We start from the raw sequence: 22,216 nt of genomic DNA, 5'->3' as shown, positions 1-22,216 counted from the left end.
GATGGCGCGTCCCGTCGCCACCGCGGACACCCCCGTCGCGCTCGGGCGCGGCGGGGGCGCGTCCGCGGACGCTCCCGAGCCGGCGCGCCGCGTCCGGTTCGGCGGGCGTGCCCGCGACCGGCCCCCGGGCGAGCCGCGTCGCGTCGCGTACCTGTATCTGATCCCGGCGGCGCTGATCTTCGGGACGTTCACGCTCGCCCCGCTGGTCCACAGCGTGTGGCTGTCGCTGTTCCAGTGGGACGGCATCACGGCCGGCAAGTGGGTCGGCCTGCACAACTACGCCGACGTCCTGTCGGACCCCGTCCAGCGCGAGGCGTTCGGGCACGCGCTGGTCCTCCTGATCTTCTACGCGGTGATCCCGCTGCTGATCGGCCTGCTGATCGCGGGCCTGGTCGCGCGCAGTCACATCCGCGGCTTCGCGTTCTTCCGCGTCGTCCTCTTCCTGCCCCAGGTCATCGCGCTCGTCGTCGTCGCCGTGATGTGGCGGATGATCTACGACCCCAACGACGGGCCGATCAACGAGACGCTGCGGTCGATCGGACTCGGCGGCCTCGCCAAGTCCTGGCTCGGCGACTTCGACGTCGCGCTGCCGGCCGTCGGCCTGATCGGCACGTGGGTCATGTACGGGTTGGCGATGGTGCTGCTCACCGCCGGCGTGCAGAAGATCCCGCGCAGCCTCTACGACGCCGCGCGGGTCGACGGCGCCGGCCCGGTCCGCGAGTTCTTCGCGGTGACGCTGCCCGCGCTGCGCGGCGAGATCGCGGTGGCGCTGACGCTCAGCACGATCGCGGCCCTGCGCAACTTCGACCTGGTGTACATCACGACCAAGGGCGGGCCGGGCACGTCGACCTCGGTTCCGGCCTACCAGGTCTACGAGCGGGCGTTCCTCACCGGCAAGGTCGGCTCGGCGTCGGCGATGGGTCTGATGCTCGCCGCGCTCATCTTCGTGCTGTCGGCCATCATCAACCGCGTCGCGGAGAGGGGACAGGCACGATGACCAGCCGCCGCGAGCAGTCCGCCACCTACGCGATCCTCGGCGTCTTCGCCCTGATCGCGCTGCTGCCGATCGTCGGGATCATCTTCACCGCCCTGCAGAAGGAGGGCGGCGGAGCGTCGTTCGGGACGTTCGACGGGTTGCACTTCAACAACTTCCAGCGCGCCTGGGAGGACGGCAACTTCGGCCAGTACCTGAAGTCGTCGGCGATCGTCGCGGTGACGGTCGTCACGCTCTCCAGCGTCGTGTCGATCCTCGCCGGCTACGCCTTCGGGCTGATGCGCTTCCGCGGGTCCCAGGTGTTGTTCTACATCTTCCTGCTCGGCCTGATGGTGCCGATGGAGGCGATGATCGTCCCGCTGTACTACGACATGCGCGACGCCGGGCTCACCGACACCTACTGGGCGCTGATCCTGCCCCAGGCGGGGACGTCGATCGCGTTCGGCACGTTCTGGATGCGCGCGTTCTTCCGCTCGGTGCCGCCCTCGCTGGTCGAGGCGGCGCGGATCGACGGCGCGTCGAGCTGGTTCACGCTGTGGCGCGTCCTGCTGCCGCTGGCCAAGCCGGCGGTCCTGACGATGGTCGTCCTGCTGTTCATGTGGACGTGGAACGAGTTCCTGTTGGCCTTGGTCATGGTCACCGACGAGGGGCTGCGGACCGCGCCGCTGGGCCTGAGCTTCTTCGTCGGCCGCAACCAGGCCGACCTGACCCTGCTGGCCGCCGGCGCGGTCATCGTCGCCACGCCGGTCGTCGTGTTGTACGTCTTCCTCCAGCGTCATTTCATCCGGGGCATGGTCTCCGGGGCCGTGAAGGGGTAGTTCTCTGATGGGTGCAGTCCGCTTCTCCGACGTCCGCAAGTCCTACGGCGACACCGAGGTGGTCCACGGCCTGAGCCTGGACATCGCCGACGGCGAGTTCATGGTGTTGGTCGGGCCGTCCGGCTCGGGCAAGACGACGGCCCTGCGCATGCTCGCCGGGCTGGAGTCGATCACCGCCGGCGAGATCGCGATCGGCGACCGCGTCGTCAACGCGATCGCCCCGCGCGAGCGCGACATCGCGATGGTCTTCCAGGACTACGCGCTGTATCCGCAGATGACGGTCTTCGACAACCTGGCCTTCGGCCTGCGCCGGCGCAAGGCGCCCAAGGAGGAGATCGCGGCGCGCGTCGAGCAGGCGGCGGCGTCGCTGGACCTCGGGCCGTACCTGAAGCGCAAGCCCGGCCAGCTGTCGGGCGGTCAGGCTCAGCGCGTCGCGCTCGGCCGCGCGCTGGTGCGCGACCCGCAGGTCTTCCTGATGGACGAGCCGCTGTCCAACCTCGACGCGAAGCTGCGCACGCAGACGCGCGGCGAGATCAAGCGGCTCCAGCAGGCCGTACGGACCACGACGGTCTACGTCACGCACGACCAGGTCGAGGCGATGACGATGGGCGACCGGATCGCGGTGATGAACGACGGCCGGCTCGAGCAGGTCGGCACGCCGGAGGAGCTCTACGAGCGGCCGGCCAACACGTTCGTCGGCGGCTTCATCGGGAGCCCGGCGATGAGCTTCTTCACCGCGGCCGCGAGCGGCGGCGGCCGGCTGGTGTCGGGCGCGATCGACGTGACCGCGCCGGTCGCCGACGGCCTGCCCGGCGAGGTCGTGGTCGGCGTGCGCCCGGAGTGCGCGCGGCTCTGGGATCCGGCGCACCCGTCGCTGGCCGGGCCGATCGCCGGCGAGGTCGCCTTCGTCGAGGCGCTCGGCCGCGAGACGTTCGTCGGCATCGACAGCGGCGAGGCGCGGCTGGTCGTGCACCACGACGGACGCTCGACGCTGCTGCCGGGCGACCGGGTCGAGTACGGGCTGCTGCCCGACGGCCTGCGCTTCTTCGACACCGGGCCGGACGGGAAGGCGATCGCCGTCGGCGCGGCGGCGGCGCGGTGAGCGCCGCCGGCGTCCTGCGCGAGGAGGTCTTCGAGCAGCCGGCGGCGTGGCGCGCGCTGCTGGAGCGCGCCGGAGACGTCGCGGAGGTCGCGCGGGCGCTGGCCGCGTCGCCGCCGGCGCTCGTCCGGATCGCCGCGCACGGGACCTCCGATCACGCCGCGATCTTCGCCGGCTACCTGCTGCGCGCGCGACTCGGCTGGACCGTCGTGCGCGACTCCATGTCCTTGCCGCTGTACTACGGCGTCGCGGCCGCGGCGCCGGGCGAGCTCGCCATCGGGATCTCGCAGTCGGGCGCGACGCCCGACGTGGCCACGTGGCTGGAGCGGGCGCGCGGCGCCGGCGCGACCACGCTGGCGATCACCAACGGCGGGCCGGAGGCGCCGCTGGTCGCGGCCGCCGACCATGTCCTCCACCTCGGGGTCGGTCGCGAGCTCTCGATCGCCGCGACCAAGACCTACACCGGGACCCTCGCCACGCTCGCCCTGCTCTGCGGCCACCTCGCCGGACGGGAGGCCGGCACCGCTGCGGAACAGGCGGTCGCGCAGGTCGCCGACGCGGGGGAGGCGGCGCTGCCGGGCATCGAAGGGGACGTCGCGCCGGTCGCCGAGGCGCTGGCCGCGATCGACCGCATGTACCTGGTCGCCCGGGGCGTGGAGCTGGCGACGGTCAACGAGATCGCGCTGAAGCTGACGGAGGTCGCCTACCTCGGGGCGAAGGCGATGTCGGCGACCGCGATGGCGCACGGGCCGGTCGCGGCACTCGACGCCGGGGTGCCGCTGTACGCGATCGCCTCGCCCGACGCGACGCTGCCGGCGGTCGTCGAGGCGGTGGCCCGCGCCCACGACGCCGGGGCGCCGGTGCTCGCCGCCGGACCGGCCGCCGCCGCGCTGGAGGGCGCGGCGTTCACGCTGCCCACGCCGCCCGCGGCGCGGGACCCGCTGCTCACGCCCATGTTGTCCGTGTTGCCGGGCCAGCTGCTGGCGTGGTCGCTCGCGCTCGCGAAGGGCATCGACCCAGGCGCGCCGCGCCACCTGCGCAAGGTCACCTCCGCCGCCTAGGCGCCTTCACTCCGATGTTCGGAGTTGTGCGCGAGCAATCCAGGTTGACACGCGACTCCTTCCTGAATTAGCGTCTTCGCACATCCGGCTGTTCGAAGACGTTCGAAAGTGGGGAGGGGCAGTGAGGCGCTTCTGCGTTGTTGCGGCAACGGTCGTGGGGACCGTCCTGAGCCTGGCGGGGTCGGCCTTCGCGGCGCCGGCATCGCCGTACACGGCGAGCAAGGCCGTGAAGATCAACGTCATGGGTGAGTGGGCGCACCCGGACGACGACACCAGCATCATCGGGCCGTGCGGCGTGTGGCACCAGCGCTACGGCACCAAGTGCGGGATCATCATGGTCACGCGCGGTGAGGGCGGCGGCAACGGCGCCGGCACCGAGATCGGCCCCGACCTCGGGCTGCGGCGCGAGAACGAGGACCGCGTCGCGCACTACCGGTCCGGGACCGTCGACATCTTCAACCTGGACCGCGTCGACTTCTTCTACAACCTGAGCGCGCCGCTGACCCAGCACTTCTGGGATCACGACGAGACGCTGCGGCGGATCACGCGGGTCATCCGCATGACCCAGCCCGACATCTACATCGGCTTCACCCCGACGCTCCAGGGCGCCGGCCACGGCAACCACCAGCAGGCCGGCCGGTACATCTGGGAGGGCATGAAGGCCGCGGCCGACCCGACCATGTTCCCCGAGCAGCTGACGGGCCCGAACGCGCTGAGCACCTGGCAGGTCAAGAAGGTGTTCTCCGGCGGCTCGACCACCGGCACCGGCGGCAACCCCAACGCCGCGAGCTGCACGACGGGCTTCGTCCCGGCCGCGACGAACGTCGACACCGTCGCGGGCGTCTGGACCGGCTATGACTCGCCGTACTCCTGGGCTCCGGACAACGTCCAGGGTCGGCCGGCGGGCTCGGCCAAGAGCTGGGCGCAGGTCGCCGCCGAGGGGCAGTCCGCCTACCCGACGCAGAGCCGCACGATGCGGCAGACCACCGCCGATCCGGGCTGCTCGCGCTTCGGTCAGACCTACGCGACGGTCCCGTTCCAGCCCAACACGGTGAGCGGAAACGCCAACCCGCTGGCCGGCAGGGACGACGCGATCCTGTACGGGGCCTCGGTCCAGGACCCGGGCGGCTTCCCGCTGGGCAGCACCGAGCGGATCACGTTCTCCGACTTCTACAACATCCCGGGCCGCGCGTTCACCGCGACGGTGCGGCTGAAGTCGGGCGGCGGCCCGATCGCGGCGCAGACCAACGGCGTGGCGCTCAACGTGCCGGCCGGCTGGTCGGTCGACCAGGCCACCAAGGACCTGCCGGCCACGACGTCGTCCGCCGAGACCACCGCGAGCTTCACGGTGACGCCGCCGGTGAACGTCACGCCGTTGGACGCCAACTACAAGATCTCGGCCCTCGTGACCTCCGGATCGGCGACCGGGTACACCGACAACGTGGTCCGCATGGTCGCGCCCGTCGAGGGCCGCCTCGACCGCTGGGGCGAGTGGAAGGAGTACGACCAGTGGGTGGAGGGCACCGCGCCGGAGGCCCGGCGCCTCGGCCGGTCGCAGGCCCTGCAGTCGATCGGGCTGGGGGAGACCAAGACCATCAAGGTACGGGTGCACAACTGGTCCTCGACGAACCAGTCGGGCAACGTCACGCTGACGCTGCCGTCCAACTACACGGCGGACTCGGCGACCAAGGCCTATAGCTCGCTCGCCGCGGGCGCCGAGGACACGGTCGACTTCGCCATCACCAACACGGACTCGTCGCTCCCGGCGACGCAGACCTCGACGTTCACGATCGCCACCACGAACACCTCGGGGTCCAACCCCTCGTCGGAGTCCTTGACCATGGCGGTCGTGCCGACGACGACGATCCCGGAGGCGACCGCCGATCCGGTGGTCGACGGCGTCGAGGACAGCACCTACACCGGGCCGTCGCTCGACCTCGGCCGGGTCTGGGAGGGCGCCGCGTGCGCCGACGCCGCGGACTGCGGGCCCGGCAGCTACGCGAAGGTCGCGCAGCGCGATGACGCCCTGTACTTCTTCGTCCACGTCGTGGACGACTTCCAGGGCTACGCGATCTCGCCGTCGGAGTGCGTGGCGCACTGGCTCGCGGACTCGGTCGAGATCCTGATCGACCCGCGCGGCACCGCGAACGACACCACCTACGACACGGCCAACACGTTCAAGCTGGGGGTCTTCCCCTACACGAACGACCCAACCGGGTCCAACGGCAACGGCGTCAACGGCCCGTGCTGGGAGCGCGACGCCGACAACCACCAGGGCTACTCGACCGGGCCGCTGGCCAACACGGTCGCCAACGCCCCGAACGCGCCGGGCGTCCAGGTCGCGTCGACCGCCAACTGGGTCGGCACGAACGCGACGTCGGTCAGCCACGCCTACGCGGGCGGCGGCTACAGCCTCGAGGTCAAGATCCCGATGGCCGACCTGCCGGCGGCCGTCGATCCCGACAACATGGCGTTGAACATCACGCCGTACGACAACGACGACAACTCGGCCAACGGCGTGCTCCGGCACATCGACGTCGGGCAGAGCCGCCTGGCGTGGTCGAGCATCGGCGGCGTGCAGGCCGCGCCGTACCGCTGGGGTCACGCCAAGGTGGACAACTACACGCCGCCGGCCGGCCGGCCCACCACGCCGGACCTCCCGACGGTGTCGAGCTCCAACCTCGACGGCACGAAGTCCCCGCAGACCATCGCGCAGTCGGCCCGCAACGGCGTGCCGATCGCGGGCCGCACGCCGGCGCCGGCCGGCAACCGGCTGACGATCGACAACGTCAAGCTCAACGGCGACTCCGCCGAGCTGGACGTCACGTCGACCGGCACCGGCACCGCGCGCGTGTACCTGTGGTCGGGCCTGACCGGCTCGATCCCGGTGTACACGAGCAGCTGCCCGGCGCCGACCAGCGACTCGTCGCTGGCCGACCTGGCCAGCTTCGGGCTGGACGCCTGCGCGGTGAGCGACGGCGGCTACCCGGCGTGGGGCGCCGGTCAGAGCGGTCGCGTGATCGCGTCCACGACGGTCGCCATGACCGCGGGAACGCGGCACGTCAAGGTGCCGCTCGACGCGGCCGGCCGCGCGAAGCTCGCCAAGGACGGCTCGGCGCTGGTGTCCTACCTGACGCCGGACGACGCGGTCCAGGCGCTCGCGCTGCCGCTGGCCCAGGCCAAGCTCACGGTGGGCGCGGCTGACGTCGCCGACGCCGACGGGCCGGCCCAGGTCGAGCTGCGGGCGCGCCTGACCGGCACCACCCCGTTCCCGGGCGCGGTGACGGGCAGCGTGCAGTTCGCGGTCGACGGCCAGGACGTGGGGTCGCCGGTCAAGGTCGACGGCGACGGTCGCGCGGTGCTGGCGACGGCGGCGATCGCCGACGTCGACGGCCACACGGTCACCGCGCGCTACAGCGGCGACGGCGACTATATGGCCCGCTCGGCGTCCTACGCCGCGCCGGACACGACGGGCCCGCAGGGTCCCGCCGGCCCGGCCGGGCCGACCGGTCCCGCGGGCCCCGCCGGCCCCAAGGGCGACAAGGGCCCGAAGGGCGACAAGGGCAGCAAGGTGGTCATCGCCGTCACCTGCTCGACGTCGGGCAAGACGGCCAAGTGCACCATCAAGGAGCTCAACGCCACCAGCAAGAGCACCAAGCTGAAGGCGTCGGCGCACCTGTTCGGAACCAAGGCCAACGTGACGCGCACCGCGCGTGGCACGGTCCGGCTGACGGTCAAGGCCAAGCACCGCCTCTCGCGCAGGCAGCGGGTGGTCGTCACGGTCACGAAGGACGGCCGCAAGGCCACCTCCACGGTGACGGCGACCGGCAAGGCCGCACCGAAGATCACCATCAAGTAGGGAGCGCGGGGGAGCGGCTGCGATCGCTCCCCCGCCGCCCTCCTGGCGGTCTGGTAGAAGTCACCGCTGAATGTTCGAACGTGTTCGGGACCGCGCGTGACCACTCCACCGACGCGCCACACCGTCCCGGCGCAGCGGCGGCAGGAGATCCTGCGCGCCATCCGCTCGGGCGCGACGCACGTGGCCGAGCTCGCGACGAGCTTCGGCGTGTCGGAGATGACCGTCCGCCGCGACCTCGACGAGCTCGCGCGCGAAGGCCGCATCGAGCGCGTCCGCGGCGGCGCCGTGAGCGTCAGCTCCGAGCCGCCGTTCGACCAGACGCTGATCGAGCGCTTCGACGCGAAGGACCGCATCGGCGCCGCGGCGGCCGCGCTGGTCCAGGACGGCCAGACGGTCATGATCGACATCGGCACCACGACCCTGCAGGCCGCCCGCCACCTGCGCGGCAAGGCGATCACGGTCGTGACCACGAGCCTCGCCGTCTACGAGGAGCTCGTGCCCGACGAAGGGATCGAGCTGATCCTCCCCGGCGGCACCGTGCGCCGCAACTATCAGTCCATGGTCGGCATGCTCGCCGAGAGCGCGCTGCGCCAGCTCAAGGCCGACCTGCTCTTGCTCGGCACGAGCGCCGTCGACCAGCACCTCGACGTCTGGGACTCCACGATGGTCGAAGTCCCGATCAAGCGCGCGATGATCGAGGCCGCCGCCAACGTGACCCTCCTCGCCGACGCCGAGAAGTTCACGATGGCCGGGCTGGTGCGGGTCTGCGACGCCAGCCACCTGGATCGCGTCATCACGGACGGGCCGTTGCCGGCCGCGACGGCGGCGGCCGCGGAGCGGGCGGGGGTCGAGGTGTCGGTGGCGGTCTGAGGTTGGGGCCGGCGTTGGTTGGTCACCAGTGCGGCGCGTTTGTCGTGCTTGCGCGGCGTGGTTCGTCCCTCATCAAGGGCGTGTAGGCGTTCGGGCGGCGCGACCGCTGTCGGCGTGGCTCGTCGTTGGTCGTGCTCCGGGGTGGGCGGTTCGGGGCCGAAGAGTCGCACCGAATCGGTGCCAAATCCTGGTCCATGTCGTTTGGTGGCCCTATGCGGGACACCAGACGACACAGACCCCCGACGTGCCCTCGGTTCGGCCCCGAACCGGCCGCCCCGCGCTGCCAACGAGGACCAACCAACGCCGGCGCGCCCCTCAGCCCGGCTCCGCCAGCCCGCCCAGCACGACCCCCAGCGCCGTCGCCGGCGGCCGCGGCCGCACGGTCGTGGACGCCGCCGCCCCCAGCATCCGCATCGCCACCAGCAGGTCCTCCGCGTCCAGCCGCGCCGCGAGCGTGCCCGCGGCGTGGGCGGCGGCGACGATCGGCGCGAGCATCGCGACGACGCGGTCGGCGAGCTCTTCGCGCGCGTCGTCGGGCAGTGCGTGTTGGGTGATGGCCTCGAGGAAGCCGCGGTTCTCGTGCTGTTGCTCCATCGCGGCGGTGAGGAACGTCCGGAGCACGTCGTCGTCGGCCGCGAGCGCGGCGCTCGCGGCCGCCTCCAGGTCCTCCAGCACCGCCTCGGTGACCGCGACGATCAGGTCGAGCTTGGTCGGGAAGTGGCGGTAGAGGGTCGCGACGCCGACGCCGGCGCGCCTGGCGATCGCGTCGACCGCCACGTCGAGGCCGTCCTCGCGGAACGCCGCAGTCGCCGCGCGGGCGAGCCGGGCGCGGTTGCGCACGGCGTCGCGGCGGGTCGAGGGAGCCCGGGTCGCGGCCACGCTGTCCGAGGATAGGGCAAGAAGCGGAGTGCGGACTTCGGTTGTTGCTACGCTGGTTGGCGATGAAACGGAGTGAGCGCTACGGTTCACCCGGCCTGCTCGGCATGGGGGTGGCGCACGACCAGGCGAGCGAGATCATCCTCTGGGGCATGATCCTCAACGCCGGCGTCGGCCACGCCGTCGCCGCGGCCGCGGGTGTCCCGTCCTCCGACCCGGTGCTCGCCGAGGGCTGACCGCCATGTTCCGCAACCTCCTGCTCGGGCTCGACTTCTCCGCCGCGGCGGATCGCGCGCTGACGGAGGCGATCGAGCTGGCGGAGCGGCACGGCGGCCGGCTGACGATCCTCACCGCCATCCCCGAGGTGCGCGGCTGGGCGGCCGGACCGGTCGAGTCGGTCACGGCCGCCAACGAGCTCAACGCGCAGCTCGAGCGCGAGGCGGTCGCGCTGCAACATCGTGCGGTCGATCGCGTGCCGGACTGCCTGCCGGTCTCGACGATCATCCGCCGCGACGCCGCGCGCCGCGCGCTCATGGACCAGCTGAAGTGCGGGTGCTACGACGGCCTCGTCCTCGGCAGCTCGACGACCGGCCGGGTGCGCTGCTCGCGCTCGCTGACGCGGTACCTGGTGCGCCACGCCGGCGTCCCAGTGCTCGTCGCCGACGGGGAAGGGCGCCCGCCGAAGCTCCACGTTCCCCAGGGCTCGGGCGCCCAGGGGCCGGGCCCGGAGCTCGACCTCCGGCCCGTCGTGCCGCCGCCCACGCCCTGACGGCCGCCGCGCGAGCGTACGCTTCGTCCTCATGTTGATGGGGCGAGCCACCGAGTGCGCTCGCATCGACCGGCTCCTCGCCGGCGCGCGACTGGGCACCAGCGGCGTCCTGGTCCTCGCCGGCGACCCCGGCGTGGGCAAGACCGCGCTGCTGGAGCACGCGCTGGCGACCGCCGACGGGATGGCCGTCCTGCGCGCCCAGGGCGTCGAGCCCGAGGTCGACGTCCCGTTCGGCGGCCTGCTGGCGCTGCTGCGCCCGGCGCTCGGCCACCTCGACGAGATCCCGGGCCCGCAGGCCGCCGCGCTGCGCACCGCGCTGGCGCTGGAGCCGGGCGGCGAGCGCGACCGCTTCACGATCGGCGCCGCGACGCTGAGCCTCCTGGCCGCGCACGCCGAGCGGCGGCCGGTGCTCGTGGTCGTCGACGACGCGCACTGGCTCGACGCGCCGTCGCTGGCCGCGATCACGTTCGCCGCCGGGCGGCTGCTGGCCGACGCGGTCGCGGTGCTCGTCGCCGCGCGCCCCGAGCTGGCGCCGACGTCGCTGCCCACGCTGCCGGTCGCCGGCCTGGACCGCGCGGCGGCCGCCGCCGTCCTCGAGCACCGCGCCGGACGCCCGCTGCCGCCGGGCGCCGCCGACCGCGTCTACGACCTCACGCTCGGCAACCCGCTCGCGCTGGTCGAGCTGGCCGACGCCGACGCGGCCGCCGACGTCGGGGCCGAGCCGCCGCTCCCGATCGAGACGACCGTGGAGCGCGCGTTCGCGCGGCGGATCGCGGAGCTGCCCGAGCCGGCGCGGCGGACGCTGCTGCTCGCCGCCGCCGAGGGCAGCGGCGACCTGGCGGTCCTGCAGCGCGCCGCGCCGGCGCTGGACGTCGAGCTGACCGCTCTCGACGCGGCCGAGCGCGCGGGCCTGACGACCAGCACGCCTGGCACGGTGGCGTTCGTCCATCCGCTCGCGCGCTCGGCGGCCTACCGGTCGGCGGCGCCCGACGAGCGCCGCGCGGCGCATCGCGCGCTGGCGGCCGTCCCGGGCGACCCGGACCGGCGCGCCGCGCACCTCGCCGCCGCCGCGGTCGGCCCCGACGCCGACGCGGCGCGCGCGCTGGAGGCCGCCGCGCGCCGCGCCCGTGCGCGCAGCGGCTACGCCGCGGCGGCCAGCTCGTTCGAGCGGGCGGCGCGCCTCACCGTCGGCGGCCCCGAGCGCGCGCGCCTCCTGTTCGCCGCAGCCGACGCGGCGTGGCTCGGCGGGCAGGCCGAGCGCGTGGACCGCCTCCTCGACGACGCGCGCGAGGCCGGGCCGGACCCCGCCCTGGCGCTGGAGGTCGACCACCTGCGCGGGCACGCCGCGCTGCGCTCCGGGCGCGTCGTCGAGGCCCACGACATCCTCACCGCGGCGGCGGCCACCGACCCGGGGCGCGCCGTGGTCATGCTCGCCGAGGCCGCCGACGCGTGCGCCTACGCCGCCCGGCCGGGGCCGATGCTCGCCGCCGCGCAGGGCGCCTGGGACGCCGTGGGGCCGGACGCCGGCGAGCGCGAGCGCTTCTTCGCGAGCCTCGCGCTGGGCATGGCCTACATCTACAACGGCCGCGGCGAGGAGGGTGCGCGCCGCGTCCGCGCGGCGGTGGAGATCCTGGAGCGCTCTGATCTCCTCTCCGACGATCCGCGCGTGCTCGCCGCGGCGGCGCTCGGGCCGCTGTGGCTGCGCGAGCAGGCTCAGGGCCGCGCGCTCGTGGCCCGCGCGATGGCCGCCGCGCGCGACGCCGGCGCCGTCGGCGCGCTGCCGTTCTCGCTCTGGCTCGCCGCCCGCGACGCGGCGACGAGCGACCGCTGGGCCGTCGCCGAGGCCCTGTACGAAGAGGCGATCCGGCTCGCGCGCGAGACCGGGCAGGCGACGTCGCTGACCGCCGCGCTGGCGGGCCTCGCCTGCGTGCACGCGCGCCAGGGCCGCGAGCAGGACTGCCGCGCGCACGCCGCCGAGGCGCTGGACCTGACCGCGCGGCTGGGCCTGGACTTCTTCGCGCTCTGGGCGCTCGACGCGCTCGCCGAGCTCGAGCTCGGCCTGGGGAACATCGACGCCGCCGTCGCGCGCCTGGAGGAGAAGGAGCGGCTGCTCGTCCGGCGCGGCGTCGAGGATCCCGACGTCTCGCCCGTGCCCGAGCTCGTCGAGGCGCTGATCCGACTGGACCGGATCGACGAGGCGCGCGAGCGGCTGGCGCAGTACACGCGCCGCGCCGACGCCAAGCGCCAGCCGTGGGCGCTCGCCCGGCTCGCGCGCTGCTCGGGCCTGCTCGACGATGACGGTAACGCCGGCTTCGCCGAGGCCCTGCGGCTGCACGCCCAGACCCCGGATCGCTTCGAGGAGGCGCGCACGCGCCTCTGCCACGGCGAGCGCCTGCGCCGCGACCGCCGGCGCGCCGATGCGCGCCCCGAGCTGCGCCGCGCGCTGGAGATGTTCGACGCGCTGGGCGCCGCCCCGTGGGCCGAGCGCGCGCGCCTCGAGCTCCTGGCGACCGGCGAGACCGCGCGCCGCCGCGACCCGAGCACGCTGGACCAGCTCACGCCGCGCGAGCTCCAGGTCGCGCTCGTGCTCGCCGAGGGCCACACGATCCGGGAGGCCGCGGCGAAGCTGTTCCTCAGCCCCAAGACGGTGGACTACCACCTGCGCCACGTCTACCGCAAGCTCGGGATCCGCTCGCGCGACGCCCTGCCCGCGGCGCTCGCCGGCCCGGGTGACGCATCCCAGGAGGGGCACCTGATGCGAGGGGGCGAGGCCGCGCCTACGGTCGCCGCACCCCATCCTCCAGGAGGCCAAGCGGCATGACGACGCAGACCCAGACGCAGACCATCGACGAGGCCAAGGTCGAGCGGTTCCTCGGCCAGGCCCTCGGCGAGCTCGGAGCGACGCTGAACGCGGCGCTGGTGGTGCTCGGGGATCGGCTCGGGCTCTACAAGGCGATGGCCGGCGCCGGGCCGCTGAGCGCGGCCGAGCTGGCGCGGCGCACCGAGACCGACGAGCGCTCGGTGCGCGAGTGGCTCAACGCGCAGGCCGCGGGCGGCTACGTGACCTACGACGCCGCCGCCGCGCGCTACGAGCTGCCGCCCGAGCACGCCTTCGTGCTCGCCGACGAGGACAGCCCGGCGTTCCTGCCCGGCGCCTTTCAGCTGATGACCGCCGCCGTGCGCGACGAGCCGCAGATCACCGAGTCGTTCCGCCACGGCGCCGGCGTCGGCTGGCACGAGCACAGCGCCGGCGTCTTCCACGGCTGCGAGCGCTTCTTCCGCCCGGGCTACCAGCACAACCTCGTCCAGGCGTGGATCCCGGCGCTCGAAGGCGTCGAGGCCAAGCTGCGCGCCGGCGCGCGCGTCGCCGACGTCGGCTGCGGCCACGGCGCCTCGACGCTGATCATGGCCCATGCCTTCCCGGAGTCCGAGCTCGTCGGCTTCGACTACCACGACGGCTCGATCGCGGCGGCGAACGAGCGGGCCCGAGCGGCGGGCGTGGACGACCGCGTGCGCTTCGAGGTCGTGTCCTCGACCGAGTACCCCGGCCGCGACTACGACCTCGTCACGACGTTCGACTGCCTGCACGACATGGGCGACCCCGTGAGCGCGGCGCACCACGTCGCCGGGACGCTGGCCGCCGACGGCACGTGGCTGATCGTCGAGCCGTTCGCCGGCGACCGCGTCGAGGACAACCTCACCCCGGTCGGCCGGATCTACTACGGCGCATCGACGCTGCTGTGCACGCCGGCGTCGCTCTCGCAGGACGTCGGGCTCGCGTTGGGCGCGCAGGCCGGCGAGGCGCGGCTGCGCGACGTCGTGACCGCGGGCGGGCTCACGCGCTTCCGGCGCGTGGCCGAGACGCCGTTCAACCTCGTCTTGGAAGCGCGCCCGTGACCACGGTCGAGCCGCGGCCGACGGCGACGGCGACGGCGGGCGCGCGCGAGCAGTCGCGCGCCCGCTACCCCGACGCGGAGGGCTTCGTCGAGCGCGACGGCGTGCGGATCTTCTACGAGGTCTACGGCGACGGCGCGCCGACCGTGCTGCTGATGCCGACGTGGTCGATCATCCACTCGCGCCACTGGAAGGCCCAGATCCCGTACCTGGCGCGGCACTTCCGCGTGGTCACGTTCGACGGGCGCGGCAACGGCCGCTCGGACCGCCCGCGCGGCGCGGCGCCCTACATCGAGGCCGAGTTCGCGGCCGACGCCCTCGCCGTCCTGGACGCGACCGGCACCGACAAGGCGGTCTGCGTCAGCCTCTCCTGCGGCGCGCTGTGGACGACGCTCCTGGCGGCCGACCATCCCGAGCGCGTCGACGCCGCCGTCTACATCGGGCCGGCCGTCCCGCTGGCGCCCGGGCTGCCGGAGCGCAAGATCGTCGGGCGCTTCGAGGACGAGCTCGACGAGGACCAGGGCTGGGCCAAGTACAACCGCCACTACTGGCAGCGCGACTACTTGGGGTTCTTGGAGTTCTTCTTCGGTCAGATGTTCAACGAGCCGCACTCGACCAAGCAGATCGAGGACTGCATCGGGTGGGCCCAGGACACCGATCCCGCGACGCTGGCCGACACGATGTCGGCGCTGAACCTCTGCGGGACCGAGGCGTTCGAGGCGACCTGCCGGCGCGTGACCTGCCCGGTGCTCGTCATCCACGGCGACCGCGACAGGATCCGCCCGCACGCGCAGGGCGCTGAGCTGGCGCGCGTCACCGGCGGCGAGCTGGTGACGCTCGAGGGCTCCGGCCACGGCCCGCACGCGCGCGACCCCGTCGTCGTCAACCGGCTGCTGCGCGAGTTCATCGCCCCGCCGTCGCCGCCGCGCGAGCGGACGTGGATCCGCGGCCGCGGCCGCCGGCGCCGCGCGCTGTTCGTCTCCTCGCCGATCGGCCTCGGCCACGCGCGCCGCGACCTCGCGATCGCGCGCGAGCTGCGGGCGCTGCACCCCGACCTCGAGATCGACTGGCTCACGCAGCATCCGGTCACCGCGCTGCTGGAGGCCGAGGGCGAGCGCGTCCATCCCGCGAGCCGCCTGCTGGCCAGCGAGTCGGGGCACATGGAGTCCGAGTCCGCCGAGCACGACCTGCACTGCTTCGGCGCGTGGCGGCGCATGGACGAGATCCTGGTGGCCAACTTCATGGTCTTCGACGACGTCGTGCGCGACCGCGACTACGACCTGTGGATCGGCGACGAGGCGTGGGACGTCGACCACCACCTGCACGAGAACCCCGAGCTCAAGCGCGCGGCCTACGTATGGCTCACCGACTTCGTCGGCTGGCTGCCGGTCGGCGACGAGACGCCGCTGACCTCGGACTACAACGCCGAGATGATCGAGCAGATCGACCGGTACCCGCGCCTGCGCGACCGCGCGCTCTTCGTCGGCAGCCCCGACGACGTGGTGCCCGACCACTTCGGGCCCGACCTGCCGGCGATCCGCGCGTGGACCGAGGAGCACTTCGCGTTCCCGGGCTACGTCAGCGGCTTCGACCCGGCGGCGTTCGGCGACCGCGAGGCGCTCCGGGCCCGGCTCGGCTACCGCCCGAACGAGCAGGTGTGCATCGTCACAGTCGGCGGTTCGGGCGTCGGCGCGCACCTGCTGCGCCGCGTGATGGCCGCGTTCGGCGCCGCCAAGGAGCGCGTCCCGGACCTGCGGATGATCGTCGTCGCGGGCCCGCGGATCGACCCGGCGTCGCTGCCGGCGGCCGACGGCCTGGAGGTCCGGGCCTACGTCCACGACCTGTACCAGCACCTGGCCGCGTGCGACCTCGCCGTCGTCCAGGGCGGGCTGACGACCGCGATGGAGCTCACCGCCAGCAAGCGGCCGTTCCTGTACTTCCCGCTGCGCCACCACTTCGAGCAGAGCTTCCACGTGCGCCACCGGCTGGAGCGCTACGGCGCCGGCCGGTTGATGGACTACGCCACGGCCGGCGCGGAGGAGATCGCGGTCGCGATCGCGCAGGAGATCGGGCGCGAGGTGACCTACCGCGACGTCGAGACCGACGGCGCCGCGCGCGCGGCGGCGGCGATCGGCGAGCTGCTCTGAGGATCAGACCGCGGCGCCGACCAGCGCGCCGATCGCCGCGGTGATGGCCATCGCGATCGCGCCCCACACCACGACGCGCGCCGTGGCCCGCAGCCGCGGCGCGCCGCCGAGCCGTGCCCCGGCGTCGCCGAGCACGGCGAGCGCCACGAGCGTCACCGCGACGGTCGCGGCGCCGCGCGCCGACCCGGGCGCCAGCGCGACGGCCAGCAGCGGCAGCGCCGCGCCCGTCGAGAACGACAGCGCCGACGTCCACGCCGCCTGCAGCGGCCGCGCGAGGCGGTCCTCGTCGAGGCCGAGCTCGTCGCGCGCGTGCGCCTCGAGCGCGCCATGGCGCGACAGCGCCCGCGCGACGTCGGCGGCCAGCGCCGGCTCCAGGCCGCGGCGCTCGTAGATGCCGGCGAGCTCGCGCAGCTCGCCCGGCGGGTCGGCGCGCAGCTCGCGCTCCTCGAGGCGCAGGTCGGCCTGCTCGGCGTCGCGCTGCGAGCTGACCGAGACGTACTCGCCGGCCGCCATCGACAGCGCGCCGGCGACGAGCCCCGCGATGCCCGCGGTCACCACCGCCGACCGCCCGGCGCCGGACGCCGCCACGCCGAGGATCAGGCTCGCGGTCGAGACGATCCCGTCGTTGGCGCCCAGGACCGCCGCCCGCAGCCAGCCGGCGCGGTAGCTGAGGTGCATTTCGGGCTTGGCCGCGGGACCGCGCACTGCGCGCAGTGAACCACGGCGCGCGCCTCAGCCCTTCATCTCGGCCAGCGACTTGCGCAGGGCCTCCATGAGGTCGGGCGCGGGCGCCGGCTCGTCGTCGGGCTCGGGGGCGTCGATCGTGCCGCCCTTCTCCTTGGCCTTGATGACGTTGCGCAGCCGCGCGCGGTACTCGTCCTTGTAGGCGTTGGGGTCGAAGTCGTCGCTCAGCGCCTCGATGAGCCTGACCGCCTGGTCGACGGCCTTCTTGCCGGGCTTGCGCCCACCGGGCGCGATGCCGGTGGTCGGGCGGATCTCGTCGGCGAACGCCATGGTGGTCAGCGCGAGCAGGCCGTCGCGGACGCGGACGGCGACGAGGTACTCCTTCGTGCGCAGGACGAAGCGGCCGAGCGCGACCTGGTCGGAGTCGGCCATCGCCTCCACCAGCAGCCGGTAGGCGCGCTTGGGACCCTCGGAGTCGCCGGTCGCCACGAGCCAGTAGGGGTGGTCGTAGAGGATCGGGTCGATCTCCTCGGCGGCGACGAACGACTCGATCTCGATCGTCCGCGTCCGGCGCGGCGCGACGGCCTCGAGCTCGGCGTCGGTGAGCACGACCTGCCTGCCGGAGTCCAGCTCGTAGCCGTGGCCGATGTCCTCGTAGGCGACCTCCTCGTCCTCCTTGCTGCAGAACCGCCGCGTCTCGATCCGCGCGCCGTCCTTCTCGTGCAGCTGGCGGAAGTGGAGATCCTGGTCGCGCGCGGCGCTGTAGAGCCCGACCGGGACGTTGACCAGCCCGAAGCTCAGCGAGCCCGTCCAGAGCGAGCGCGGCATCAGGCGAGGCTCGCTTCCAGGGCGGCGCTGAGGTCGTCGGACGCATCGGTGTCGACGTCCTCGTCGGGCGGCTCGATGTCCTTGCCGGACTTGGCCTTCTTCCTGATCGCCGCGAGGATGGTCTCGCGGTGCTCGTCGTGGATCCGGCCGGGCCGGAACGCGGCGTGCAGCGACTCGATCAGCTTGCCCGCCATCGCGATCTCGCGCTTGTCGGGCTTGCGCGCGGCGCGCGGGACGTCGAGGTCCTTCGGCGCGACGAGCTCGTCGGCGAAGCGCATCGTGTGCAGCGCCATGACGGTGTCGTAGGCGCGCAGCGCGATCAGGTACTCGCGGTTGTGGAACGTGAAGCGCCCGATCGCCGCGCGCTCGGACTGCTTGAGCGCGGCCTGGAGCAGCTTGTAGGCGTCGACCCCATCATCCTGCGGGCCGACGAAGTAGGACTTGTCGAAGAACACCGGGTCGATGGCGTCCAGCGCGACGAAGCGGTCGACGTCGATGATGCGCGCGCGGGTGCCGCCGGCGGCGTCGATCTCCTCCTTGTCGACCACGACGTAGCGGCCGGAGCGGACCTCGAAGCCCTTGACGACGTCGTCGCGCGGGACCTCCTTGTCCTCCTTGCTGCAGAACGTCCGGTGCTCGATGCGCGCGCCGTCCTCGAGGTGGACCTCGTGGAAGTGGACGGTCTTGGGCGCGACCGCGGAGTAGAGCTTGATGGGGACGGCGACGACGCCGAAGGCGATCGTGCCGTTCCAGATCGATCGGGGCATCGCGACGGTGCTACCCGCCCGCCGGCGCTAGCGCTCCTGCGCGCCGCTGTCGGCGCGCCAGCCGGTCGCCTTGTGCGTGCCGTCGCAGAACGGCTTGCGCGCGCTGCGGCCGCAGCGGCACAGCGCGATCGTCTGCTGGTGCACGGCGATGTCGTTGCCGTCCTGGTCGGTCAGCGTGAACGGGCCGCGGACGAGCAGCGGGCCGTCGCGGTAGGGCGTGATGCGCGCGCCGGTCATGCGGGCGCCCCCGCCGGCTCGCGCACCAGCGACGTCGCACCGGCCGCCCAGGCGCCGAGCAGGTGCTCGGCCCAGCGCGCCTCGACCTCGACCAGCGCCCGCGCGCCGAAGAGCACGTCGCGCAGCAGCGCGGGGTCCTGGCGGACCAGCCCGCCCGCGAGATCGGTCGCCGCGATGTTCTCGTGGACGGCGTCGGCGGTCACGTGCTCGTCGAAGAACGCGCCGGCGCGCGGATCGTCGACGCCGAGGCGGCGCAGCGCGGTCGCGTAGCGGCGGTTCGGGATCGAGGACGTCATCTCGAACAGCGCGAGGTGCCCGACGAGCGCGCCGCGCAGCCGCCGGTGCAGGCCGAAGAACGACATCAGGTTGACCGTGGCGAGCGTCACGCCGGGGAGCACGTCCAGGTAGGCGCCGTAGGTGTCGTCCAACCCGAGCGCGCCGAGGGTGTCGGCGAACAGCTGCGCGTGCATGCGCGCCGGGTCGCCGCCGCCGTACTCGTCGACCTGGATCTCCACCAGCGCGGCCTTCGGCGGCCCGCTGAGCCGCGGGATCGCCCACGAGTGCGGGTCGGCCTCCTTGAGCTGGTAGGCCGAGCGGTGGATCAGGAGCTCGCGCAGCTGGTCGAGCGTGCCGCGCGTCTCGAGGTGGCGCGCGAGCGACGGGCCGTCGTCGGCGTCGATGATCGCGCGCAGCGCCAGGTCCATCGTGGAGGCGTCGGCGGCCGGCGGCGTCCAACCGCCGAGCGCCGCGTGCAGGCCGTTCTCGAAGGCCGCCTCCAGGCGCGCGCGCAGGGCAAGGGCATGAACATCCCACTCCCAGCGGTCGTCGACGCCCGCGAAGCCGCGGTAGTGCAGCTCGTACAACACGTACAACGCGAGGTGCAGGTCGTCGTCGGCCAGCGGGTCGGCGGGCGTGACGGCCAGCTCGGCGAGGTCGGCGCTGCCGGGCGCGCTCGCCAGCGCCGCGACGAGCGCCTCGGAGAGCGGGCCACGTGGGGAAGGGAGGCGGGGCATGGCGACGCGTTACCCGAGGAACTCGCTCACGAGCCATGCGGCCACCGCCGGCGCGCCAGCGTCGGCGGCGACGGCGCGCACGCGCTCCGCGCGGGGCTGCTCGACGAGGTCGCGCGCGCTCTCCAGCGCCTCCGCGCAGCCGAGCTCGCGCGCGGTCGGCGCGAGCCGGTCGAGCAGCGCGTGGAGGTGGTCGCCCATCGGCTCCGAGCGCCCCGACCGCGCGTCGTGCCAGCGCCCGGCGACCCCATGGCGGCAGGCCGACCAGCGGTTCTCGGCGATCCGCCAGCTCGGGGCAGCGCCCAGCTCCTCGCCGGCCTGGGCGCGCGCGGCGAGCTCGGCGACCAAGGCGTGGGCGACGGTGGCGATCGCGATCGTGTCGGCGACCGTCGCCTGCGTGTCGGGCACGCGGATCTCGACCGTGCCGTGCAGCGGGTGCAGCCGCGCCTCCCACCACCACTGCGAGGCGTCCGGGAACGCGCCGGTCGAGCGGCCCCAGGCGAAGGCGTCGGCCAGCTCGGCCCAGGACGCGAAGGCCGGCGGCACGCCCTGGCGCGGCAGCAGGTCGCAGACCATCGGGCGCGCCGACGCCAGGCCGGAGTCGCGGCCCTCGTAGAACGGCGAGCCGGCGCCGAGCGCGGCGAGCGCGGGCAGGTCCTCGCGGAGCGCGTTGTACACCGACAACGCGATGTCCGGGTCGTCGACCGCGACGTGCACGTGCAGGCCGTAGACGAGCTGGCGGCGGGCGACCGAGGCGAACTCGCGCGCGATCGCGTCGTAGCGCGCGCCCGCGTTCAACGTGCCCTCCGCGCGGGCGAACGGGTGGATGCCGGCCCCGGCCAGGACGCCGATGCCGGCGGCGGCCCGCGCCAGCTCGAGCCGCGCGTCGCGCAGCAGCGGCGCCAGCTCGCCGACCGTGTCGGCGGGCGGCAGCGCGATCTCCAGCTGGGCGGCGGGCAGCTCGCGCTTGAAGCGCACGTCGTCGGGCCGGAGCGCGAGGACGTCGAGGGCGCGCGGCTCGAGGTCGAGTGTCTCCGGATGAAGGAGCATCAGCTCCTCCTCGATGCCGACGGTCAGCGGGTGGTCGTGGGCGAACGCGGCGCGCAGCGCGTCCTGCTCGGCGGTGAGGGGCGGTGCGGCCACGGACGCTGGCTCCCCGTTCGGCGGCGCCCCCATGCGCGGTGTGCGCACAGGGCCGGCCGCCGGTCGATGCTCAGGAAGCCGGTGCGCTCCGCGCGCCCGAACGGCGCGGCATCCGCTCGGCGCGGTGGACGGACGGCGGCGGCACGATCAGCCCGGGGCCGCGTTCCTGCACCGGCGCGGCCTGGACGCGCATGGCCTCGGCCGGTGCCGAGCGCAGGATGCGGGCGTACCGGCGGACAAGCTCGACCTGCGGGTCACGATCGTCACGCTTCATGGGACCTCCTCATGGCCTCACTGCGGGTGGCCGACCGTACCGTCGCATGGCGCGTCGCCGCGCTGCGCTGTCCGTCCGACGACCGTTAGGTCCCGGGAAGCCGGGTCAGCCGGTGTGGTGGTCGACGACTTCGATGTTGTGGCCGTCGGGATCGGTGACGTAGGCGGCGTAGTAGCCGGGGTGGTACTGCGGGCGCTCGCCCGGTTGGCCGTTGGAGCGGTAGCCGGCCGCGGTCGCGTCGGCGTGGAAGCGCCGCACCGCGTCCTCGTCGCCCTTGAACGCGATGTGCGCGTTCTCGGTCAGGGCGGCGCCGGGCACGAGGCTGAACGACTCGGCGCCGCAGCCGAACGTCGCGCGCTCGCTCGACTCGTGACGCAGCTCCAGGCCCGCCGCCGGCGCGATCGTCCTGTAGAACGCGGCCGCCGCGGCGACGTCGGCGACGCGGATCCACACGTGGTCGATGACCGCTTCACGGCCCTGCCGGGCGTGGTGGACGGCTTCGACGCTGTTGCCGTCCGGGTCGCGCAGGAACGCTCCGTAGTAGTCCGCGACGTACTGCGGCCGCGGGCCGGGCGCGCCGTCGTCGACGCCGCCGCTGGCGCGGCCGACCGCCCAGAACGCGTCGACCTGCTCGCGCGTGGGCGCGAGGAACCCGATGTGGATGTTCTTGGTCGCGGGGTGGGCCGCGTCGGCCTCGGCCAGCGAGAAGTCGCGCCACTCGGCGAACGCGTTCGTGCTGTAGGTCTGATCGACGCCGAGCGTCTCGAGGACCTCGGTGAAGAACGGCTCGGACCGGGCGCGGTCGGCGACGCGGAGCGTGACGTGGTCGAACACGCGGTCAACATACTGCCCTTGACAGACCGTCATTCGGGGTAGACGATACGCA

General features: G+C 73.9%; 20 protein-coding genes. 11 read left to right on the top strand and 9 right to left on the bottom strand.

Going from position 1 to position 22,216, the window contains the following annotated elements:
• The first annotated feature begins 1 nt into the window (after nucleotide 1).
• The 6 genes from DSM104299_RS26165 (at nucleotide 2) to DSM104299_RS26140 (ending at nucleotide 8,701) form a co-directional block, all read left to right on the top strand.
• A complete protein-coding gene (locus DSM104299_RS26165; RefSeq protein ID WP_272474611.1) occupies nucleotides 2-997 on the top strand; it encodes a carbohydrate ABC transporter permease in 996 nt (331 codons plus the stop codon).
• Nucleotides 994-1,812, top strand: a complete 819-nt coding sequence (locus tag DSM104299_RS26160) for a carbohydrate ABC transporter permease (protein ID WP_272474610.1) — start codon at nucleotides 994-996, stop codon at nucleotides 1,810-1,812. The genes DSM104299_RS26165 and DSM104299_RS26160 overlap by 4 nt, the downstream gene beginning before the upstream one ends.
• A 7-nt stretch (nucleotides 1,813-1,819) precedes the next feature.
• Nucleotides 1,820-2,914, top strand: coding sequence for an ABC transporter ATP-binding protein (locus DSM104299_RS26155; RefSeq protein ID WP_272474609.1), 1,095 nt, complete (start codon nucleotides 1,820-1,822; stop codon nucleotides 2,912-2,914).
• Nucleotides 2,911-3,972: an SIS domain-containing protein gene (locus tag DSM104299_RS26150; protein ID WP_272474608.1), complete on the top strand. Its 1,062-nt coding sequence runs from the start codon at nucleotides 2,911-2,913 to the stop codon at nucleotides 3,970-3,972. The genes DSM104299_RS26155 and DSM104299_RS26150 overlap by 4 nt, the downstream gene beginning before the upstream one ends.
• 154 nt (nucleotides 3,973-4,126) lie before the next feature.
• Nucleotides 4,127-7,831, top strand: a complete 3,705-nt coding sequence (locus DSM104299_RS26145) for a PIG-L family deacetylase (protein ID WP_272474607.1) — start codon at nucleotides 4,127-4,129, stop codon at nucleotides 7,829-7,831.
• A gap of 96 nt (nucleotides 7,832-7,927) precedes the next feature.
• Complete coding sequence (locus tag DSM104299_RS26140) at nucleotides 7,928-8,701, top strand: DeoR/GlpR family DNA-binding transcription regulator (protein WP_272474606.1); 774 nt, start codon at nucleotides 7,928-7,930, stop codon at nucleotides 8,699-8,701.
• Nucleotides 8,702-9,016: 315 nt separating this feature from the next.
• Here the strand turns inward: DSM104299_RS26140 and DSM104299_RS26135 are convergent, their stop codons facing one another.
• Nucleotides 9,017-9,580: a TetR/AcrR family transcriptional regulator gene (locus DSM104299_RS26135; protein WP_272474605.1), complete on the bottom strand. Its 564-nt coding sequence runs from the start codon at nucleotides 9,578-9,580 to the stop codon at nucleotides 9,017-9,019.
• 62 nt (nucleotides 9,581-9,642) lie between these two features.
• Here DSM104299_RS26135 and DSM104299_RS26130 point away from each other — a divergent pair, with 62 nt between their 5' ends.
• From DSM104299_RS26130 to DSM104299_RS26110, 5 genes are read left to right on the top strand one after another with little or no spacing between them, the layout of a single operon-like run.
• On the top strand, nucleotides 9,643-9,813 hold the full coding sequence (locus DSM104299_RS26130) for a hypothetical protein (RefSeq protein ID WP_272474604.1): 171 nt from the start codon (nucleotides 9,643-9,645) through the stop codon (nucleotides 9,811-9,813).
• Between the two features lie 5 nt (nucleotides 9,814-9,818).
• Complete coding sequence (locus DSM104299_RS26125; protein ID WP_272474603.1) at nucleotides 9,819-10,346, top strand: universal stress protein; 528 nt, start codon at nucleotides 9,819-9,821, stop codon at nucleotides 10,344-10,346.
• Between the two features lie 37 nt (nucleotides 10,347-10,383).
• Nucleotides 10,384-13,167 (top strand): helix-turn-helix transcriptional regulator, encoded by a 2,784-nt coding sequence (locus tag DSM104299_RS26120; RefSeq protein ID WP_272474602.1) that lies wholly within the window; start codon nucleotides 10,384-10,386, stop codon nucleotides 13,165-13,167.
• Nucleotides 13,164-14,243, top strand: a complete 1,080-nt coding sequence (locus DSM104299_RS26115; protein ID WP_272474601.1) for a class I SAM-dependent methyltransferase — start codon at nucleotides 13,164-13,166, stop codon at nucleotides 14,241-14,243. Before DSM104299_RS26120 ends, DSM104299_RS26115 begins: the two co-directional genes overlap by 4 nt.
• Nucleotides 14,240-16,387 (top strand): alpha/beta hydrolase, encoded by a 2,148-nt coding sequence (locus tag DSM104299_RS26110; protein ID WP_272474600.1) that lies wholly within the window; start codon nucleotides 14,240-14,242, stop codon nucleotides 16,385-16,387. Before DSM104299_RS26115 ends, DSM104299_RS26110 begins: the two co-directional genes overlap by 4 nt.
• 3 nt (nucleotides 16,388-16,390) lie before the next feature.
• On the opposite strand, the gene DSM104299_RS26105 is transcribed toward DSM104299_RS26110, so the two are convergent.
• The 8 genes from DSM104299_RS26105 to DSM104299_RS26070 all read right to left on the bottom strand — a co-directional run bounded on the left by DSM104299_RS26105 (nucleotide 16,391) and on the right by DSM104299_RS26070 (nucleotide 22,164).
• Nucleotides 16,391-17,065: a VIT1/CCC1 transporter family protein gene (locus DSM104299_RS26105; RefSeq protein WP_349294601.1), complete on the bottom strand. Its 675-nt coding sequence runs from the start codon at nucleotides 17,063-17,065 to the stop codon at nucleotides 16,391-16,393.
• Between the two features lie 54 nt (nucleotides 17,066-17,119).
• Nucleotides 17,120-17,899, bottom strand: coding sequence for a non-homologous end joining protein Ku (gene ku, locus DSM104299_RS26100; RefSeq protein WP_272474598.1), 780 nt, complete (start codon nucleotides 17,897-17,899; stop codon nucleotides 17,120-17,122).
• Nucleotides 17,899-18,666 (bottom strand): non-homologous end joining protein Ku, encoded by a 768-nt coding sequence (ku, locus tag DSM104299_RS26095; RefSeq protein WP_272474597.1) that lies wholly within the window; start codon nucleotides 18,664-18,666, stop codon nucleotides 17,899-17,901. The genes ku (DSM104299_RS26100) and ku (DSM104299_RS26095) overlap by 1 nt, the downstream gene beginning before the upstream one ends.
• Nucleotides 18,667-18,693: 27 nt before the next feature.
• Nucleotides 18,694-18,903, bottom strand: a complete 210-nt coding sequence (locus tag DSM104299_RS26090; protein WP_272474596.1) for a CDGSH iron-sulfur domain-containing protein — start codon at nucleotides 18,901-18,903, stop codon at nucleotides 18,694-18,696.
• On the bottom strand, nucleotides 18,900-19,916 hold the full coding sequence (locus DSM104299_RS26085) for an iron-containing redox enzyme family protein (protein ID WP_272474595.1): 1,017 nt from the start codon (nucleotides 19,914-19,916) through the stop codon (nucleotides 18,900-18,902). The genes DSM104299_RS26090 and DSM104299_RS26085 overlap by 4 nt, the downstream gene beginning before the upstream one ends.
• Nucleotides 19,917-19,925: 9 nt before the next feature.
• Nucleotides 19,926-21,056: a carboxylate-amine ligase gene (locus DSM104299_RS26080; protein ID WP_272474594.1), complete on the bottom strand. Its 1,131-nt coding sequence runs from the start codon at nucleotides 21,054-21,056 to the stop codon at nucleotides 19,926-19,928.
• 70 nt (nucleotides 21,057-21,126) lie between these two features.
• A complete protein-coding gene (locus DSM104299_RS26075) occupies nucleotides 21,127-21,330 on the bottom strand; it encodes a hypothetical protein (protein WP_272474593.1) in 204 nt (67 codons plus the stop codon).
• Between the two features lie 105 nt (nucleotides 21,331-21,435).
• Nucleotides 21,436-22,164, bottom strand: coding sequence for a VOC family protein (locus DSM104299_RS26070; protein WP_272474592.1), 729 nt, complete (start codon nucleotides 22,162-22,164; stop codon nucleotides 21,436-21,438).
• Nucleotides 22,165-22,216: the final 52 nt, after the last annotated feature.

Source organism: Baekduia alba, assembly GCF_028416635.1.
In the GTDB taxonomy this organism is placed as follows: Bacteria; Actinomycetota; Thermoleophilia; order Solirubrobacterales; family Solirubrobacteraceae; genus Baekduia; species Baekduia alba.
The sequence above is the reverse complement of the archived record's forward strand: the minus strand, read 5'-3'. Positions and strand labels throughout refer to the sequence as shown.